The following is an 18,140-nucleotide window of genomic DNA, read 5'->3' as shown; positions in this document are numbered from 1 at the left end:
GGATATCCCCTAAGTTGAAAGCCGGTGAGGCAAAAACAAGCGGCCATTGTAGCGGCGAGCCGTCCACTTATCCACATGCAGGTTGTGCGGTGACCATGATTTATCAATGCGTTAACCGGCAAAAAGGCGACCAACGGTGTGTGAATAAGCTCTGTGGATAACCGCCTCTAAGGGCACTGGACAACTGGGCGCGAAACTCGGTGGATAACCTGCCTGTGGATAACAGCCCTTTCCACACACAGGTTATCCGACAGCGCAGCACAGGCTGAACACGGTTTTCCACTGTAGTTGTCATTCTCTGTACACCACGTAAAATATGGCCTGATGGCAGTTATCCACAGATGAATGCCGCCCTAGCTTTTATAAGCTTTACAGAAAAGCTTTAAATAATTCCCTTCTTTATTTTTATGTATGGTGAACAGGCTTTCAGCCAAAGAAGTGCCCGAGATCTATTTATAAGGAAACGTTGGTTGGAAATTGACCTGAAGGCATGCTTTCTCTAGAATCCCCGGTCTCTTAAAACGGGGGCCATTCCGGCCCGTTGTGGACGAACCAGGTAACACGACATGAAACGTACTTTCCAACCAAGCACTATCAAACGCGCTCGTACCCACGGCTTCCGTGCTCGCATGGCAACCAAGAACGGCCGCGCAGTCCTGTCGCGTCGTCGCGCCAAAGGTCGTGCGCGTCTGGCAGTTTGATAATCCGGTACTGGAGGTGAGTCAGGACTTCAGTCGGGAAAAGCGTCTGCTTACCCCCCGGCATTTCAAGGCAGTCTTTGACTCCCCTACCGGCAAGGTTCCGGGGAAAAATCTCCTGCTCCTTGCACGCAACAACGATCTTGATCACCCCCGTCTCGGGCTGGTTATCGGGAAAAAGAGCGTAAAGCTCTCCGTTGAGCGCAATCGCCTCAAACGTCTGATGCGCGAATCGTTCCGTCTGCACCAGGATTCACTGGTCGGCTGGGACATTGTTATCGTCGCGCGCAAAGGTTTGGGTGATGTAGAAAACCCCGAATTGATTCAGCATTTCGGCAAGCTCTGGAAGCGTCTGGCCCGTAACAAGCCAGTTCCAGCAGTCAACACCGAAACTGTAGGGGTAGACAGTCCTGATGCGTAAACTGGCCCTCGTTCCGATCCAGTTTTATCGCTACGCCATTAGTCCTTTGATGGCCAGTCACTGTCGTTTCTACCCCAGTTGTTCCTGCTACGCGTATGAAGCCATTGAAAATCATGGCCTTCTGCGCGGTGGCTGGCTGACCTTTCGTCGTTTAGGTCGCTGTCATCCGTGGAATCCCGGTGGTTATGACCCGGTTCCGCCTATCCCTACCTCCCGTTCTTCTTCGATGGCCGAGTAATCATGGATATCAAACGCACGATCCTGATCGTCGCCCTGGCAATCGTGTCCTACGTTATGGTTCTTAAATGGAACCAGGACTATGGCCAGGCTGCCCTGCCGACTCAGAATGTTGCTTCCAGTACGACTACATCCGGTTTGCCGGACACCGCCACTGGCAATAATGCTGCCGCCAGTGACGATATTCCGCGCGCCGCTAGCGATACCAGCGCACCTGCCGAAACACCGGTAGCCGCCAGCAAGGATCTGATCCAGATCAAAACGGACGTGCTCGATCTCGCGATCGATCCACAAGGTGGTGACGTTGCTCAACTGACCTTGCCTCTGTATCCACGTCGTCAGGATCGTCCGGACGTTCCGTTCCAGCTGTTCGATAACGGCGGCGAACGCGTTTATCTGGCGCAAAGCGGTCTGATCGGCACCAACGGCCCGGACGCAAATCCGGCTGGTCGCCCGGTCTACTCCTCGGAGAAGAAGACTTATCAACTGGCTGACGGTCAGGACCAACTGGTCGTCGACCTGAAGTTCAGCAAGGACGGCGTCAATTACATCAAGCGTTTCACCCTGAAACGCGGCCTGTATGACGTAGCCGTTTCGTACATTGTGGATAACCAGAGCGCTCAGCCGTGGAATGGCGCGATGTTCGCCCAGTTGAAGCGTGATAGCAGCGCCGATCCTTCGTCCACAACCGCTACTGGCACCGCCACTTACCTGGGCGCCGCCCTGTGGACAAGTTCGGAGCCGTACAAGAAAGTGTCCATGAAGGACATGGACAAGGCCCAACTCAAAGAAACCGTTACCGGTGGTTGGGTAGCCTGGCTGCAACACTACTTCGTGACTGCATGGATTCCGGTCAAGGGCGAAAACAACATCGTCCAGACCCGTAAAGACAGCAAAGGCAACTACATCATCGGTTACACAGGTCCTACGCTGACCGCAGCACCGGGTGCCAAAGTTGAAACCAGTGCTGTGCTGTACGCCGGTCCGAAAAGCCAGGCTGTGCTGAAAGAGTTGTCCCCAGGTCTGGAACTGACCGTCGACTACGGCATTCTGTGGTTCATTGCCCAGCCAATCTTCTGGCTGCTGCAACATATCCACGCCATTGTCGGTAACTGGGGCTGGTCGATCATCTTCCTGACCATGCTGATCAAGGGTATTTTCTTCCCTCTGTCGGCTGCCAGCTACAAATCGATGGCGCGCATGCGTGCCGTTGCGCCGAAACTGGCTGCACTGAAAGAGCAACATGGCGATGACCGGCAGAAAATGTCGCAAGCCATGATGGAGCTGTACAAGAAAGAGAAGATCAATCCGCTGGGCGGCTGCTTGCCGATCCTCGTGCAGATGCCGGTTTTCCTTTCGCTGTACTGGGTTCTGCTGGAAAGCGTGGAAATGCGTCAGGCGCCGTTCATGCTTTGGATCACTGACTTGTCGATCAAGGATCCGTTCTTCATTCTGCCGATCATCATGGGCGCAACCATGTTCATCCAGCAGCAGTTGAACCCGACTCCTCCGGATCCGATGCAGGCGAAGGTCATGAAAATGATGCCAATCATCTTCACCTTCTTCTTCCTGTGGTTCCCGGCTGGTCTGGTGCTGTACTGGGTTGTGAACAACTGCCTGTCGATTGCACAACAGTGGTACATCACGCGTAAGATCGAAGCGGCGACGAAAAAAGCCGAGGCGTAACTTGCTCTGTGGATAACACCACTCAAAACGCCCCCTAGTGGGGCGTTTTGCTATCTGCCACTTTTGTATGGATTCCGGTTTATGAGCGCACCTCGTGAAACCATCGCAGCTGTTGCCACCGCCCAAGGTCGCGGAGGTGTGGGCATCGTCCGTGTTTCCGGCCCGTTGGCCAGTGTTGCTGCCAAAGCAATCAGCGGCCGCGAACTGAAACCACGCTACGCCCATTACGGCCCTTTTTTCAGCGACGATCAGCAAGTACTCGACGAAGGTCTGGCGCTGTACTTTCCTGGGCCTAATTCATTCACCGGTGAAGACGTGCTGGAACTGCAGGGTCACGGTGGCCCGATCGTTCTGGACATGTTGCTCAAGCGTTGTCTGGAACTGGGCTGCCGATTGGCGCGTCCGGGCGAGTTCAGCGAACGCGCCTTCCTCAACGACAAACTCGACCTGGCCCAGGCCGAGGCGATTGCCGATTTGATCGAAGCGAGTTCTGCACAAGCTGCGCGCAATGCCCTGCGTTCTTTGCAGGGTGCGTTTTCCCAGCGTGTGCATAACCTCACCGAACAATTGATCGGCCTGCGCATCTACGTCGAAGCGGCCATAGACTTCCCGGAGGAAGAAATCGACTTCCTCGCCGATGGCCATGTGTTGAGCATGCTCGACAAGGTGCGCGATGAATTATCCACAGTGCTACGCGAGGCCGGGCAGGGTGCTTTGCTGCGCGATGGCATGACGGTGGTCATTGCCGGTCGGCCGAATGCCGGCAAGTCCAGCCTGTTGAACGCCTTGGCCGGGCGCGAAGCGGCGATCGTTACCGAGATCGCCGGCACCACTCGCGACATCCTGCGTGAACATATCCACATCGACGGGATGCCACTGCACGTTGTCGATACCGCGGGTCTGCGCGACACCGATGATCAAGTAGAAAAGATCGGCGTCGAACGGGCACTGAAAGCCATCGGTGAAGCGGATCGAGTATTGCTGGTCGTCGATGCGACCGCGCCAGAAGCCTTGGACCCGTTCGCCTTGTGGCCGGAGTTTCTTGAAGTACGCCCGGATCCGGCGAAAGTCACCTTGATTCGTAACAAAGCTGATCTTACGGGCGAGGACATTGCCCTGGAAGTCAGCGATGACGGCCACGTGACCATCAGCCTGAGCGCCAAATCGGCAGGTGAAGGACTGGAACTACTGCGTGATCATCTCAAGGCCTGCATGGGTTACGAGCAAACGTCGGAAAGCAGTTTCAGTGCTCGTCGCCGGCATCTGGAAGCCTTGCGCCACGCCAGCGCAGCCCTGGAACATGGGCGCGCGCAGCTGACTCTGGCGGGGGCAGGTGAGCTTCTGGCCGAAGATCTGCGCCAAGCCCAGCACTCTTTGGGTGAAATCACCGGGGCCTTCAGCTCTGATGATCTGCTGGGACGGATCTTTTCCAGCTTCTGCATCGGTAAGTAACCCGCCGGTACGTTCAAACGGGCCCGTTCGTGGCCCGTTTTTGTTTCTTCTTTCTGAATATCAGCCTGAAGTGCCCGACTGACTCTCCAGTTCGAGCGGTTTCTTCGTGCCCGAAATTTATCCGATGATCGAATTTCTGTGGATTAAGCCCTGTGAATAACTGCCATTGAGGTCAGTTGATAACAGGGCCTGAAAACTGGATATAAACCCCTCTGTGGATAACCACCCCTTTCATCCACAGGCTTACACCGGTTATCCAAGGGCCTCATTGGTACATGGGCACAGGGTTTTGAATCTCTGTACATATTGAATATAAAGGCCTGTAGAGATCTATCCACAGAAAGGTAGGGCAGTAAGAATAAACATAAAAACAAAGATTCTATAAATTTCTTTCTTTTTTATTTTTTTAACCGCGAGTTCTCCACAGCTGGTTAAATTTTGTGCAAAGGGTTCTTTAGGAAGGGCGAAGTCCCTATACTTGCCGACCAGGTTCAGAAACCTGATCTCAAACTATTCCTGAATTACCTACTTAAGCAGGCACGAGGTGCGTGGTGGATTTCCCTTCCCGTTTTGAAGTGATCGTCATCGGCGGCGGTCATGCCGGTACCGAGGCAGCACTGGCGTCAGCACGTATGGGGGCAAAAACCCTGTTGCTGACGCATAACGTGGAAACCCTCGGTGCCATGAGTTGCAACCCGGCCATCGGTGGCATCGGCAAAAGCCATCTGGTCAAGGAAATCGATGCCCTCGGCGGCGCGATGGCCATGGCTACCGATAAAGGCGGCATCCAGTTTCGCGTTTTGAACAGCCGCAAAGGCCCGGCCGTACGGGCAACCCGTGCACAAGCCGACCGCATTCTTTACAAAGCTGCTGTCCGCGAAATTCTGGAAAACCAGCCGAACCTGTGGATATTTCAACAGGCTGCTGATGACCTGATCGTCGAGCAAGAACAAGTCCGTGGTGTTGTCACCCAGATGGGTCTGCGTTTCTTCGCCGATTCCGTGGTGTTGGCCACGGGTACCTTCCTCGGCGGACTTATCCACATCGGTTTGCAGAATTTTTCCGGCGGTCGCGCCGGTGATCCGCCGTCGATTGCCCTGGCTCACCGTCTGCGTGAAATGCCACTGCGTGTCGGTCGCCTGAAAACCGGTACGCCACCGCGTATCGACGGCAAGTCTGTGGATTTCTCGGTGATGACCGAGCAGCCAGGTGACACGCCGATCCCGGTGATGTCGTTCATGGGCAACAAAGAACAGCATCCACGCCAGGTCAGTTGCTGGATTACCCACACCAACGCCCGAACCCACGAAATCATTGCCGCAAACCTTGATCGCTCGCCGATGTATTCCGCTGCCGGCGAGATCGAAGGCATTGGCCCGCGTTATTGCCCGTCGATCGAAGACAAGATTCATCGCTTTGCCGACAAGGAAAGCCATCAGGTGTTCATCGAACCGGAAGGTTTGACCACCCATGAGCTGTATCCGAACGGGATATCCACCAGCTTGCCGTTCGATGTGCAATTGCAGATCGTGCAATCGATTCGGGGTATGGAAAACGCGCACATCGTGCGTCCGGGTTATGCGATCGAGTACGACTACTTCGATCCGCGCGACCTGAAGTACAGCCTCGAAACCAAAGTCATCGGCGGTCTGTTCTTCGCCGGGCAAATCAACGGCACCACCGGTTACGAAGAAGCCGGCGCCCAGGGTTTGCTCGCCGGAGCCAACGCCGCATTGCGCGCGAAGGGCAAAGAAGCCTGGTGCCCGCGCCGCGATGAAGCCTACATCGGCGTGTTGGTCGACGATCTGATCACCCTCGGTACCCAAGAGCCGTACCGAATGTTCACTTCCCGTGCCGAGTACCGCCTGATCCTGCGCGAGGACAACGCCGACCTGCGTCTGACCGAAAAAGGTCGTGAACTGGGACTGGTCGATGACGCGCGTTGGGCGGCCTTCTGCAAGAAACGCGAAAGCATCGAACTCGAAGAGCAACGCCTGAAAAGCACCTGGGTTCGCCCGAGCACGCCTCAGGGTGATGCGATTGCGGAGAAATTCGGCACGCCGCTGACCCACGAATACAACTTGCTCAACCTCTTGAGCCGTCCGGAAATCGACTACGCTGGTTTGGTCGAAGTGACCGGGAACGGCGCCGAAGATCCACAGGTCGCCGAACAGGTTGAGATCAAAACCAAGTACGCCGGTTACATCGACCGTCAACAGGACGAAATCGCCCGTCTGCGCGCCAGTGAAGACACGAAACTGCCTGTGGATATCGATTACACCAACATTTCCGGTCTCTCCAAGGAGATCCAGAGCAAGCTCGGCGCGACGCGTCCAGAGACGCTGGGCCAGGCTTCGCGGATCCCGGGCGTGACCCCGGCAGCGATTTCGCTGTTGATGATTCATTTGAAAAAACGCGGCGCGGGCCGTCAGTTGGAGCAAAGCGCTTGAGTTCTAAGGTCACTTCGCAACACGCCGAAGAGTTATCCACAGGAGCCCGCGAGCTCGGTGTCCATCTCAGCGAAACCCAGCACGAATTGCTGCTGGGTTATCTGGCCCTGTTGATCAAATGGAACCAGGCCTACAACCTGACTGCGGTTCGTGATCCGGACGAGATGGTCTCGCGTCATCTGCTCGATAGTCTGAGTGTCATGTCGTTCATCGAAAACGGTCGCTGGCTCGACGTTGGCAGCGGCGGCGGCATGCCGGGGATCCCGTTGGCGATCCTGTATCCGGACTCGCAAGTGACCTGTCTGGACAGTAACGGCAAGAAAACCCGCTTCCTGACCCAGGTAAAACTCGAACTCAAACTGGATAACCTGCAAGTTATCCACAGTCGCGTCGAAGCGTTTCAGCCCGCACAGCCATTCAACGGGATCATCTCCCGGGCGTTCAGCAGCATGGAAAACTTCACCAACTGGACTCGCCATCTGGGCGACGCCGATACGCGCTGGCTGGCAATGAAGGGCGTTCATCCGGCCGATGAGCTGGTAGCATTGCCGGCAGACTTCAAACTCGATAGCGAACACGCCCTGGCCGTACCCGGTTGCCAAGGCCAACGCCATCTGCTGATACTGCGCCGCACGGCATGATTGGGAACACAAGCAAGAATGGCTAAGGTATTCGCGATAGCGAACCAGAAGGGTGGTGTGGGCAAGACCACCACCTGCATCAACCTCGCAGCATCCCTGGTCGCGACCAAGCGTCGGGTGCTGTTGATCGATCTCGATCCACAGGGCAACGCCACCATGGGTAGCGGTGTGGATAAACATGGCCTGGAAAACTCGGTCTATGACCTGCTGATCGGCGAATGCGATCTGGCTCAGGCCATGCACTATTCCGAGCACGGCGGTTATCAATTGCTGCCGGCCAACCGCGACTTGACGGCCGCCGAAGTGGTTCTGCTGGAAATGCAGATGAAGGAAAGCCGCCTGCGCAGTGCGTTGGCGCCGATCCGTGAAAACTACGATTACATTTTGATCGACTGCCCGCCGTCGCTGTCGATGCTCACGCTGAACGCATTGGTGGCTGCTGATGGGGTGATTATCCCCATGCAGTGCGAATACTTTGCGCTGGAAGGTTTGAGCGACCTTGTGGATAACATCAAGCGTATCGCCGAACTGTTGAACCCGAACCTGAAAGTCGAAGGTTTGCTGCGGACCATGTATGACCCGCGCCTGAGCCTGATGAACGACGTTTCGGCCCAGCTCAAGGAACACTTCGGCGATCAGCTGTATGACACCGTGATCCCGCGCAACATCCGCCTGGCCGAAGCGCCGAGCTACGGCATGCCGGCGCTGGCCTACGACAAGCAATCGCGTGGCGCACTGGCCTATCTGGCCCTGGCGGGCGAGATGGTTCGTCGTCAGCGCAAAAATTCACGCATCGCCGCCGCTCAGGCAACTTAAGGAATCCCCATGGCCGTCAAGAAACGAGGTCTCGGACGTGGACTGGATGCACTGCTGAGTGGTCCGACCGTCAGCTCGCTTGAAGAACAAGCCGCGCAAGCGGATACCCGCGAGTTGCAACACCTGCCGCTGGACCTGCTCCAGCGCGGCAAGTATCAACCACGTCGGGACATGGATCCGCAGGCGCTGGAAGAGCTGGCGCAGTCGATCAAGGCACAAGGTGTCATGCAACCGATCGTGGTGCGCCCGATCGGTGGTGGCCGGTTTGAGATCATTGCCGGTGAACGTCGCTGGCGCGCTAGTCAACAAGCCGGGCAGGAAACCATCCCGGCGATGGTCCGCGATGTCCCGGATGAAACCGCAATTGCCATTGCGCTGATCGAGAACATTCAGCGCGAGGACCTCAACCCGATTGAAGAAGCGGTGGCCTTGCAGCGTTTGCAGCAGGAATTCCAGCTGACTCAGCAACAAGTCGCCGAGGCTGTTGGTAAGTCCCGCGTCACTGTGGCTAACCTGTTGCGGCTTATTGCGCTGCCGGAAGTCATCAAGACCATGCTGTCCCACGGCGACCTGGAAATGGGTCATGCCCGTGCTTTGCTCGGTCTCCCGGACAATCAGCAGGTTGAAGGGGCGCGACATGTTGTCGCACGCGGTCTTACCGTGCGCCAAACTGAGGCACTGGTTCGCCAGTGGTTGAGTGGTAAACCGGAGCCTGTAGAAGCCACCAAACCCGACCCGGATATCGCCCGCCTCGAACAGCGTCTGGCCGAGCGCCTAGGCTCTGCGGTGCAGATTCGCCACGGGAAGAAGGGAAAGGGGCAGTTGGTGATCGGTTACAACTCCCTCGATGAGCTCCAAGGTGTGCTCGCGCACATCCGCTGAAACATTTCCACATGTAGCGAGCAGTCGGAAATCACTACCTGACAGTTGAATAGGGGCAGAACCGCCCCTATACTCTGCGCGCATTTTGTCGGCACAAATTATGCCAAGTTATTGAATTCTGGCAGCCGACCATTGGAGAGCAAACGTGATGGAAACCCGCAAGCCAAACCGCCTGCCGTTCCATCGCCTGGCGGTTTTTCCGGTGTTAATGGCTCAATTTGTCATTTTGCTCATTGCCGCTTTGGCGCTCTGGCAATGGCATGGAGTCGTTGCCGGATACTCGGGACTTTGCGGAGGCCTGATAGCCTTGCTGCCCAATGTTTATTTCGCTCACAAGGCATTTCGGTTTTCCGGCGCCCGAGCAGCCCAGTCCATCGTCCGGTCTTTTTACGCCGGCGAGGCAGGCAAACTGATTTTGACGGCAGTGCTCTTTGCACTGGTGTTTGCAGGTGTGAAGCCACTGGCGCCGATAGCTGTATTCGGCGCGTTCGTGCTGACTCAGTCGGTCAGCTGGTTCGCTCCCCTGCTGATGAGAACAAGACTTTCGAGACCTTAGGGCGTTTGAGGCAACCATGGCAGAAACAACCGCTTCGGGCTATATCCAGCACCACTTGCAGAACCTGACCTTCGGTCAGCTACCTAACGGCGGCTGGGGCTTTGCCCATACCGCAGCAGAAGCCAAAGAAATGGGCTTCTGGGCTTTCCACGTCGATACCCTCGGCTGGTCGGTTGCGTTGGGTCTGATCTTCGTCCTTCTTTTCCGCATGGCGGCAAAAAAGGCAACGTCGGGTCAGCCGGGTGCTTTGCAGAACTTCGTTGAAGTATTGGTCGAATTCGTCGATGGCAGCGTGAAAGACAGCTTCCATGGCCGTAGCCCGGTGATTGCACCGCTGGCACTGACCATCTTCGTCTGGGTGTTCCTGATGAACGCAGTCGACCTGATTCCGGTCGACTGGATTCCTCAACTGGCCATCCTGATCTCCGGCGACCAGCACATCCCGTTCCGCGCCGTGTCGACTACTGACCCGAACGCGACCCTGGGCATGGCGCTCTCGGTTTTCGCACTGATCATTTTCTATAGCATCAAGGTCAAGGGCATCGGCGGCTTCATCGGCGAACTGACCCTGCACCCGTTCGGCAGCAAGAACATCTTCGTTCAGGCCCTGCTGATCCCGGTGAACTTCCTGCTGGAATTCGTGACCCTGATCGCCAAGCCGATCTCCCTGGCTCTGCGTCTGTTCGGCAACATGTATGCCGGCGAGCTGGTGTTCATTCTGATCGCTGTGATGTTCGGCAGCGGCCTGCTCTGGCTGAGCGGCCTGGGCGTTGTTCTGCAGTGGGCGTGGGCTGTGTTCCACATCCTGATCATCACACTGCAGGCGTTCATCTTCATGATGCTGACCATCGTTTACCTGTCGATGGCGCACGAAGAAAACCATTAAGACCAGTCTCGACTAGTCTGATGTCCTTCCCGGTCAAACGGGAAGGGGCTCTTCACAGGGCACCTGAAACGATTTGTTTTACCGCTTTAATCTAAAAAACCTAAACCATACGACGTAAAAGTCGGGAGGAAAGATGGAAACTGTAGTTGGTCTAACCGCTATCGCTGTTGCACTGTTGATCGGCCTGGGCGCACTGGGTACCGCAATTGGTTTCGGCCTGCTGGGCGGCAAGTTCCTGGAAGGCGCAGCGCGTCAGCCAGAAATGGTTCCAATGCTGCAAGTTAAAATGTTCATCGTTGCCGGTCTGCTCGACGCCGTAACCATGATCGGTGTTGGTATCGCTCTGTTCTTCACCTTTGCGAACCCGTTCGTTGGTCAGATCGCTGGCTAATTACCCGGAGTTTTCCGAGTAATTTGATGTGATGGACAACGTAACTGCGAGGTGTTGGCGTGAACATTAATGCGACCCTGATTGGCCAGTCCGTTGCGTTCCTGATTTTTGTACTGTTCTGCATGAAGTATGTATGGCCTCCGGTCATCGCTGCTCTGCACGAACGTCAAAAGAAGATCGCTGATGGTCTGGACGCTGCCAGCCGTGCAGCTCGCGACCTGGAGTTGGCCCAAGAAAAAGCGGGTCAGCAACTGCGCGAAGCGAAAGCTCAGGCAGCTGAAATCATCGAGCAAGCCAAGAAACGCGGTAACCAGATTGTCGAAGAGGCCGTTGAAAAGGCCCGTGTCGACGCTGACCGTGTGAAGGTTCAGGCTCAAGCCGAGATCGAACAGGAACTGAACAGTGTCAAAGACAAGCTGCGCGCCCAAGTGGGTATGCTGGCTGTCGGCGGCGCCGAGAAGATCCTGGGTGCCACAATCGATCAAAACGCGCACGCAGAGCTGGTTAACCAACTGGCTGCTGAAATCTAAGCGAGGGCGATCATGGCAGAACTGACCACGTTGGCCCGACCTTACGCTAAGGCGGCCTTCGAGCACGCTCAGGCCCACCAGCAACTGGCCAATTGGTCAGCCATGCTCGGCCTGGCTGCAGCGGTGTCGCAAAACGACACCATGCAGCGCGTGCTCAAGGCCCCGCGACTGACGAGCGCAGAAAAGGCCGCCACGTTTATTGACGTGTGCGGCGACAAGTTTGATGCCAAGGCACAGAACTTCATCAACGTCGTTGCCGAAAACGACCGTCTCCTGCTTCTGCCGGAGATCGCCGCTCTTTTCGACCTGTACAAGGCCGAACAAGAGAAATCGGTAGACGTGGAAGTAACCAGTGCATTTGCATTGAACCAAGAACAGCAAGACAAACTCGCCAAGGTTCTCAGTGCACGACTCAACCGGGAAGTGCGCCTGCAAGTTGCGGAGGATGCTGCCCTTATAGGTGGTGTCGTTATCCGCGCCGGCGACCTGGTTATCGATGGCTCGATTCGCGGCAAAATCGCGAAACTTGCCGAAGCATTGAAATCTTGAGTTTGAAGGGGCAGCAGAGCAATGCAGCAACTCAATCCTTCCGAAATAAGTGAAATTATCAAGGGCCGCATCGACAAGCTCGATGTGACCTCCCAAGCCCGTAACGAAGGCACTGTCGTCAGCGTATCTGACGGCATCGTGCGGATTCACGGTCTGGCCGACGTAATGTACGGCGAGATGATCGAGTTTCCGGGCGGCGTCTACGGTATGGCCCTCAACCTGGAGCAAGACTCCGTAGGTGCCGTTGTATTGGGCTCCTACCAGTCTCTGGCTGAAGGCATGAGCGCCAAGTGCACTGGCCGCATCCTCGAAGTTCCGGTTGGTAAGGAACTGCTGGGTCGCGTAGTCGACGCACTGGGTAACCCTGTTGACGGCAAAGGTCCACTGGGCAACACCGAGACCGACGCGGTCGAGAAAGTTGCTCCAGGCGTGATCTGGCGTAAGTCGGTAGACCAGCCTGTACAGACTGGCTACAAGGCTGTCGATGCCATGATTCCTGTCGGCCGTGGCCAGCGTGAGCTGATCATCGGTGACCGTCAGATCGGTAAAACCGCTCTGGCGATCGACGCGATCATCAACCAGAAAGACAGCGGCATTTTCTGCGTCTACGTAGCTATCGGTCAGAAGCAATCGACCATCGCCAACGTGGTTCGCAAGCTGGAAGAAAACGGCGCCCTGGCCAACACGATCATCGTGGCTGCCAGTGCTTCGGAATCTCCTGCGCTGCAATTCCTGGCACCGTACTCCGGTTGCACCATGGGTGAATTCTTCCGCGACCGCGGTGAAGACGCGCTGATCGTTTATGACGATCTGTCCAAGCAAGCAGTGGCTTACCGCCAGATTTCCCTGCTGCTGCGCCGTCCACCAGGACGTGAAGCTTACCCAGGCGACGTGTTCTATCTCCACTCCCGTCTGCTGGAGCGCGCATCCCGCGTTTCGGAAGAGTACGTAGAGAAGTTCACCAACGGCGCAGTGACCGGCAAAACCGGTTCCCTGACCGCACTGCCGATCATCGAAACCCAGGCTGGCGACGTTTCCGCGTTCGTTCCGACCAACGTGATTTCCATCACCGACGGTCAGATCTTCCTGGAATCGGCCATGTTCAACTCGGGCATCCGCCCTGCAGTGAACGCCGGTGTTTCGGTATCCCGTGTGGGTGGTGCCGCTCAGACCAAGATCATCAAGAAGCTGTCCGGTGGTATCCGTACCGCTCTGGCTCAGTACCGTGAACTGGCGGCATTCGCCCAGTTCGCTTCTGACCTGGACGAAGCGACCCGTAAGCAACTTGAGCATGGTCAGCGCGTTACCGAGCTGATGAAGCAGAAGCAATACGCACCAATGTCGATTGCTGACATGGCGCTGTCGCTGTATGCCGCTGAGCGTGGGTTCCTGACTGACATTGAAATCGCCAAGATCGGCAGCTTCGAACAAGCGCTGATCGCTTTCTTCAACCGCGATCACGCCGATTTGATGGCCAAGATCAACGTTAAAGGTGACTTCAATGACGAAATCGACGCTGGCATGAAAGCCGGTATCGAGAAGTTCAAGGCCACCCAAACCTGGTAAGCCGCAGCGGGAGCCGCGAGGCTCCCGCTTGCTAACCTGATAGGTGTTACATGGCAGGCGCAAAAGAGATTCGCAGTAAGATTGCGAGCATCAAAAGCACGCAAAAGATTACCAGCGCCATGGAAAAAGTGGCGGTAAGCAAAATGCGCAAGGCACAAATGCGCATGGCTGCTAGCCGTCCTTATGCGGAGCGTATCCGCCAGGTAATTGGGCATCTGGCCAACGCCAACCCGGAATACCGCCACCCGTTCATGATCGACCGCGAAATCAAGCGTGTTGGTTATGTCGTCGTGAGCAGTGACCGTGGTTTGTGCGGCGGCTTGAACACCAACCTGTTCAAGGCCCTGGTCAAGGACATGGCGGTAAACCGCGAAAACGGCGTCGAGATTGATCTGTGTGTCGTTGGTAGCAAGGGTGCGGCCTTTTTCCGCAACTTCGGCGGTAACGTCGTTGCAGCTATCAGCCACCTGGGTGAAGAGCCGTCGATCAATGATCTGATCGGCAGCGTCAAGGTGATGCTGGATGCCTACCTGGACGGCCGTATTGACCGCCTGTCCGTGGTGTCCAACAAGTTCATCAACACCATGACGCAACAGCCTACCGTGGAGCAGTTGATTCCATTGGTGGCGACCCCTGATCAGGATCTCAAGCACCACTGGGACTATCTCTACGAACCGGATGCCAAAGAGCTGCTTGATGGCTTGATGGTCCGTTACGTCGAGTCGCAGGTCTACCAGGCGGTGGTCGAGAACAACGCGGCTGAACAAGCTGCGCGGATGATCGCGATGAAGAACGCTACCGACAACGCCGGTGATTTGATCAGCGATTTGCAGCTGATCTACAACAAGGCGCGTCAGGCTGCGATCACCCAAGAGATCTCGGAAATCGTCGGCGGCGCTGCCGCGGTTTAACGGTTCAAATATTCAGAGGATCCAGCTATGAGTAGCGGACGTATCGTTCAAATCATCGGCGCCGTTATCGACGTGGAATTTCCACGCGACAGCGTACCGAGCATCTACAACGCGCTGACAGTTCAAAGCGCGGCCGCAACCACTCTGGAAGTTCAGCAACAGCTGGGCGACGGCGTGGTTCGCACCATTGCGATGGGTTCCACCGAGGGCTTGAAGCGCGGTCTGGAAGTTACCGACTCTGGCGCAGCCATCTCCGTACCGGTCGGTAAAGCGACTCTGGGCCGGATCATGGACGTCCTCGGTAACCCGATCGACGAAGCTGGCCCGATCGACACCGAAGAGCGTTGGGGCATTCACCGTCCAGCGCCTTCGTTCGCTGAACAGGCAGGCGGCAACGACCTGCTGGAAACCGGCATCAAGGTTATCGACCTGGTTTGCCCGTTTGCCAAAGGCGGTAAAGTCGGTCTGTTCGGTGGTGCCGGTGTAGGCAAAACCGTAAACATGATGGAACTGATCCGTAACATCGCCATCGAGCACAGCGGTTATTCCGTGTTCGCCGGTGTGGGTGAGCGTACTCGTGAGGGTAACGACTTCTACCACGAGATGAAGGACTCCAACGTTCTGGACAAAGTGGCACTGGTTTACGGTCAGATGAACGAGCCGCCGGGTAACCGTCTGCGCGTAGCACTGACCGGCCTGACCATGGCCGAGAAGTTCCGTGACGAAGGTAACGACGTTCTGCTGTTCGTCGACAACATCTATCGTTACACCCTGGCCGGTACTGAAGTATCCGCACTGCTGGGCCGTATGCCTTCGGCAGTAGGTTACCAGCCGACCCTGGCTGAAGAGATGGGCGTTCTGCAAGAACGTATCACTTCGACCAAGGAAGGTTCGATCACCTCGATCCAAGCGGTATACGTACCTGCGGACGACTTGACCGACCCGTCGCCAGCGACCACCTTCGCCCACTTGGACGCCACTGTCGTTCTGTCCCGTGACATCGCTTCCCTGGGTATCTACCCAGCAGTGGATCCACTGGACTCGACTTCGCGCCAACTGGATCCGAACGTAATCGGCCAGGACCACTACGACACCGCTCGCGGCGTCCAGTACGTTCTGCAACGTTACAAAGAGCTGAAAGACATCATCGCGATCCTGGGGATGGACGAGCTGTCGGAAGCCGACAAACAGTTGGTTAACCGTGCTCGTAAGATCCAGCGCTTCTTGTCGCAGCCGTTCTTCGTGGCTGAAGTCTTCACCGGTGCTTCGGGTAAATACGTTTCCCTGAAAGACACCATTGCTGGCTTCAAAGGCATCCTCAACGGTGACTACGACCACCTGCCAGAACAAGCGTTCTACATGGTTGGCGGCATCGAAGAAGCGATCGAGAAAGCCAAGAAACTGTAATCCCGGCGCCCGGCAACGGGCGCTAATTTAGGTTGAGGCAATCAGATGGCTATGACAGTCCATTGCGATATCGTCAGCGCGGAAGGGGAAATCTTTTCCGGCCTGGTCGAGATGGTGATTGCGCACGGTGCACTGGGTGATCTTGGTATCGCTCTGGGTCACGCGCCGCTGATCACTAATCTCAAGCCGGGTCCTATCCGCCTGATCAAGCAAGGCGGGGAAGCCGAGGTGTTCTACATCTCCGGCGGTTTCCTCGAGGTTCAGCCGAACATGGTCAAGGTTCTTGCCGACACCGTGCAACGTGCTGCAGACCTGGATGAAGCTCAGGCTCAAGCAGCTCTCAAGGCTGCCGAGAATGCCCTGAACGAAAAAGGCGCGGACTTCGATTACGGCGCCGCTGCCACACGTCTGGCCGAGGCTGCAGCTCAGCTGCGCACCGTCCAGCAGATCCGCAAGAAGTTTGGCGGTTAATCCGTCAGCCACTTGTTGTGTGATTGATAAAAAAGGGTAGCCTCGGCTACCCTTTTTTCTTTTCCGATTTTAACAACCCCGGTCGCAGTTGCTGACCACCCAGGATTGGTAGCCAGTCATGTCTCTCGAAATCGTTATCCTCGCGGCCGGTCAAGGCACTCGTATGCGCTCGGCATTGCCGAAAGTGCTACATCCGATTGCCGGCGATTCCATGCTGGGTCATGTTATCCACAGCGCCCGCCAGCTTGATCCACTGCGTATTCACGTAGTTATTGGTCACGGTGCCGATGTGGTGCGTGAACGTCTGGCGGCCGACGATTTGAATTTCGTGCTGCAGGACAAACAATTGGGCACGGGTCACGCCACTGCTCAGGCCGTGCCGTTCATTACTGCCGACACCGTGCTGATTCTTTACGGTGACGTGCCGCTGATCGAAGTCGAAACCCTGCAACGCCTGCTCAAACACGTTGTGCCAGGGCAGATGGGTTTGCTGACTGTCGAACTGGACGATCCAACGGGCTACGGCCGCATCGTCCGAGACGCTGAGGGCAAGGTCGCTGCAATCGTTGAGCATAAAGATGCCAGCGAAGCGCAACGCGCGATCACCGAAGGCAACACCGGCATTCTCGCGGTACCGGCCAATCGTCTGGACGACTGGATGAGCCGCCTGTCGAACAACAACGCACAGGGCGAGTACTACCTTACCGACGTCATCGAAATGGCGGTCAGTGACGGTCTGGTGGTAGCCACCGAGCAACCGCACGATCCGATGGAAGTGCAGGGTGCCAACGACCGCAAGCAACTGGCCGAACTGGAGCGTCATTACCAATTGCGCGCCGGTCGTCGCCTGATGGCACAAGGCGTCACTCTGCGTGACCCGGCGCGCTTCGACGTGCGCGGCGAAGTCACCGTTGGTCGCGACGTGCTGATCGATATCAACGTGATCCTCGAAGGCAATGTGGTCATTGAAGACGACGTGATCATTGGCCCTAACTGCGTGATCAAGGACAGTACCCTGCGCAAAGGCGTGGTGATCAAGGCGAATTCTCACATCGAAGGCGCGGTTCTGGGTGAGGGCAGTGATGCCGGTCCGTTTGCTCGCCTGCGTCCTGGTACTGTGCTGGATGCCCGTGCCCATGTGGGTAACTTTGTTGAGCTTAAAAACGCCCACATGGGCGAAGGCGCCAAGGCCGGACACCTGACTTACTTGGGTGACGCCGAAATCGGTGCGCGCACCAACATTGGCGCTGGCACCATCACCTGCAACTACGATGGCGCCAATAAGTGGAAAACCGTGCTGGGCGAGGATGTCTTCATTGGTTCAAACAACTCGTTGGTAGCACCTGTGGATATCTCCAACGGTGCGACCACCGCGGCCGGTTCGACCATCACCCAGAATGTGGATAACGCACAGTTGGCCGTCGGTCGCGCACGGCAGAAGAATATTGATGGCTGGAAGCGGCCTGAGAAGATCAAGAAGGGCTGAGTTATCCACAGCCGTTTAAAGATCAATAGATCGCAGCGTTCGGCAGCTCTTCAACGGAGCTGACCGGTGGCTGCGATTTTTTTTGTCTTCCGGGTTGACGATTC

Annotated in this window: 19 protein-coding genes; all 19 read left to right on the top strand. The window is 56.4% G+C overall.

The features are described 5' to 3' along the window. The first annotated feature begins 566 nt into the window (after positions 1-566). Positions 567-701 (top strand): 50S ribosomal protein L34, encoded by a 135-nt coding sequence (rpmH, locus tag ACA043_RS29635; RefSeq protein ID WP_003213577.1) that lies wholly within the window; start codon positions 567-569, stop codon positions 699-701. Between the two features lie 16 nt (positions 702-717). Then, positions 718-1,119 (top strand): ribonuclease P protein component, encoded by a 402-nt coding sequence (gene rnpA / locus ACA043_RS29630; RefSeq protein WP_045122860.1) that lies wholly within the window; start codon positions 718-720, stop codon positions 1,117-1,119. Then, positions 1,112-1,357 carry a membrane protein insertion efficiency factor YidD gene (yidD, locus tag ACA043_RS29625; protein ID WP_010465488.1) on the top strand — a complete coding sequence of 82 codons (246 nt, stop codon included), beginning with the start codon at positions 1,112-1,114 and terminating at the stop codon, positions 1,355-1,357. Before rnpA ends, yidD begins: the two co-directional genes overlap by 8 nt. Before the next feature lie 2 nt (positions 1,358-1,359). Further along, positions 1,360-3,042 carry a membrane protein insertase YidC gene (gene yidC, locus ACA043_RS29620; RefSeq protein WP_187677234.1) on the top strand — a complete coding sequence of 561 codons (1,683 nt, stop codon included), beginning with the start codon at positions 1,360-1,362 and terminating at the stop codon, positions 3,040-3,042. 81 nt (positions 3,043-3,123) lie between these two features. Beyond that, positions 3,124-4,494, top strand: a complete 1,371-nt coding sequence (gene mnmE / locus ACA043_RS29615) for a tRNA uridine-5-carboxymethylaminomethyl(34) synthesis GTPase MnmE (RefSeq protein WP_497658385.1) — start codon at positions 3,124-3,126, stop codon at positions 4,492-4,494. Positions 4,495-5,045: 551 nt separating this feature from the next. Beyond that, positions 5,046-6,944 (top strand): tRNA uridine-5-carboxymethylaminomethyl(34) synthesis enzyme MnmG, encoded by a 1,899-nt coding sequence (gene mnmG, locus ACA043_RS29610; protein ID WP_497658384.1) that lies wholly within the window; start codon positions 5,046-5,048, stop codon positions 6,942-6,944. Further along, entirely contained in the window at positions 6,941-7,585 is a 645-nt protein-coding gene (gene rsmG, locus ACA043_RS29605; RefSeq protein ID WP_187677231.1) for a 16S rRNA (guanine(527)-N(7))-methyltransferase RsmG, read from the top strand. The genes mnmG and rsmG overlap by 4 nt, the downstream gene beginning before the upstream one ends. Before the next feature lie 18 nt (positions 7,586-7,603). After that, positions 7,604-8,401 (top strand): ParA family protein, encoded by a 798-nt coding sequence (locus ACA043_RS29600; protein WP_008084406.1) that lies wholly within the window; start codon positions 7,604-7,606, stop codon positions 8,399-8,401. Between the two features lie 9 nt (positions 8,402-8,410). Beyond that, positions 8,411-9,283, top strand: coding sequence for a ParB/RepB/Spo0J family partition protein (locus ACA043_RS29595; protein WP_401272288.1), 873 nt, complete (start codon positions 8,411-8,413; stop codon positions 9,281-9,283). Between the two features lie 148 nt (positions 9,284-9,431). Further along, entirely contained in the window at positions 9,432-9,839 is a 408-nt protein-coding gene (locus ACA043_RS29590) for a F0F1 ATP synthase subunit I (protein WP_003229783.1), read from the top strand. A 16-nt stretch (positions 9,840-9,855) separates the two neighbouring features. Further along, on the top strand, positions 9,856-10,725 hold the full coding sequence (gene atpB / locus ACA043_RS29585) for a F0F1 ATP synthase subunit A (RefSeq protein WP_095188717.1): 870 nt from the start codon (positions 9,856-9,858) through the stop codon (positions 10,723-10,725). 133 nt (positions 10,726-10,858) lie between these two features. Beyond that, positions 10,859-11,116, top strand: coding sequence for a F0F1 ATP synthase subunit C (gene atpE / locus ACA043_RS29580; RefSeq protein ID WP_003097235.1), 258 nt, complete (start codon positions 10,859-10,861; stop codon positions 11,114-11,116). 59 nt (positions 11,117-11,175) lie between these two features. Then, the gene (locus ACA043_RS29575; RefSeq protein WP_064116541.1) at positions 11,176-11,646 is read left to right on the top strand and encodes a F0F1 ATP synthase subunit B; all 471 of its coding nucleotides are present in this window, start codon (positions 11,176-11,178) and stop codon (positions 11,644-11,646) included. A gap of 12 nt (positions 11,647-11,658) precedes the next feature. Further along, a complete protein-coding gene (locus ACA043_RS29570) occupies positions 11,659-12,195 on the top strand; it encodes a F0F1 ATP synthase subunit delta (protein WP_497658383.1) in 537 nt (178 codons plus the stop codon). Positions 12,196-12,216: 21 nt separating this feature from the next. After that, positions 12,217-13,761, top strand: coding sequence for a F0F1 ATP synthase subunit alpha (gene atpA / locus ACA043_RS29565; protein WP_103302851.1), 1,545 nt, complete (start codon positions 12,217-12,219; stop codon positions 13,759-13,761). Between the two features lie 50 nt (positions 13,762-13,811). Continuing rightward, positions 13,812-14,672 (top strand): F0F1 ATP synthase subunit gamma, encoded by an 861-nt coding sequence (gene atpG, locus ACA043_RS29560; RefSeq protein WP_007911960.1) that lies wholly within the window; start codon positions 13,812-13,814, stop codon positions 14,670-14,672. A gap of 27 nt (positions 14,673-14,699) precedes the next feature. Continuing rightward, positions 14,700-16,079 carry a F0F1 ATP synthase subunit beta gene (gene atpD, locus ACA043_RS29555; RefSeq protein WP_025112247.1) on the top strand — a complete coding sequence of 460 codons (1,380 nt, stop codon included), beginning with the start codon at positions 14,700-14,702 and terminating at the stop codon, positions 16,077-16,079. 45 nt (positions 16,080-16,124) lie between these two features. Continuing rightward, on the top strand, positions 16,125-16,550 hold the full coding sequence (locus ACA043_RS29550; RefSeq protein ID WP_016772407.1) for a F0F1 ATP synthase subunit epsilon: 426 nt from the start codon (positions 16,125-16,127) through the stop codon (positions 16,548-16,550). A 118-nt stretch (positions 16,551-16,668) separates the two neighbouring features. Next, a complete protein-coding gene (glmU, locus tag ACA043_RS29545; protein ID WP_497658382.1) occupies positions 16,669-18,036 on the top strand; it encodes a bifunctional UDP-N-acetylglucosamine diphosphorylase/glucosamine-1-phosphate N-acetyltransferase GlmU in 1,368 nt (455 codons plus the stop codon). Positions 18,037-18,140: the final 104 nt, after the last annotated feature.

This window comes from Pseudomonas sp. LBUM1648, assembly GCF_059716145.1.
Note: the sequence above shows the minus strand (reverse complement) of the source record. Positions and strands in the feature narration are given on the sequence as shown.

Excerpts from the sequence above, each read along its gene's own strand:
- rpmH (WP_003213577.1), top strand. The coding sequence starts at position 567 with ATGAAACGTACTTTCCAACCAAGCACTATCAAACGCGCTCGTACCCAC.
- yidD (WP_010465488.1), top strand. The coding sequence starts at position 1,112 with ATGCGTAAACTGGCCCTCGTTCCGATCCAGTTTTATCGCTACGCCATT.
- atpB (WP_095188717.1), top strand. The coding sequence starts at position 9,856 with ATGGCAGAAACAACCGCTTCGGGCTATATCCAGCACCACTTGCAGAAC.
- ACA043_RS29550 (WP_016772407.1), top strand. The coding sequence starts at position 16,125 with ATGGCTATGACAGTCCATTGCGATATCGTCAGCGCGGAAGGGGAAATC.
- ACA043_RS29595 (WP_401272288.1), top strand. The coding sequence starts at position 8,411 with ATGGCCGTCAAGAAACGAGGTCTCGGACGTGGACTGGATGCACTGCTG.
- atpG (WP_007911960.1), top strand. The coding sequence starts at position 13,812 with ATGGCAGGCGCAAAAGAGATTCGCAGTAAGATTGCGAGCATCAAAAGC.
- ACA043_RS29590 (WP_003229783.1), top strand. The coding sequence starts at position 9,432 with ATGGAAACCCGCAAGCCAAACCGCCTGCCGTTCCATCGCCTGGCGGTT.
- glmU (WP_497658382.1), top strand. The coding sequence starts at position 16,669 with ATGTCTCTCGAAATCGTTATCCTCGCGGCCGGTCAAGGCACTCGTATG.
- atpA (WP_103302851.1), top strand. The coding sequence starts at position 12,217 with ATGCAGCAACTCAATCCTTCCGAAATAAGTGAAATTATCAAGGGCCGC.
- atpD (WP_025112247.1), top strand. The coding sequence starts at position 14,700 with ATGAGTAGCGGACGTATCGTTCAAATCATCGGCGCCGTTATCGACGTG.
- yidC (WP_187677234.1), top strand. The coding sequence starts at position 1,360 with ATGGATATCAAACGCACGATCCTGATCGTCGCCCTGGCAATCGTGTCC.
- atpE (WP_003097235.1), top strand. The coding sequence starts at position 10,859 with ATGGAAACTGTAGTTGGTCTAACCGCTATCGCTGTTGCACTGTTGATC.
- ACA043_RS29600 (WP_008084406.1), top strand. The coding sequence starts at position 7,604 with ATGGCTAAGGTATTCGCGATAGCGAACCAGAAGGGTGGTGTGGGCAAG.
- mnmE (WP_497658385.1), top strand. The coding sequence starts at position 3,124 with ATGAGCGCACCTCGTGAAACCATCGCAGCTGTTGCCACCGCCCAAGGT.
- ACA043_RS29570 (WP_497658383.1), top strand. The coding sequence starts at position 11,659 with ATGGCAGAACTGACCACGTTGGCCCGACCTTACGCTAAGGCGGCCTTC.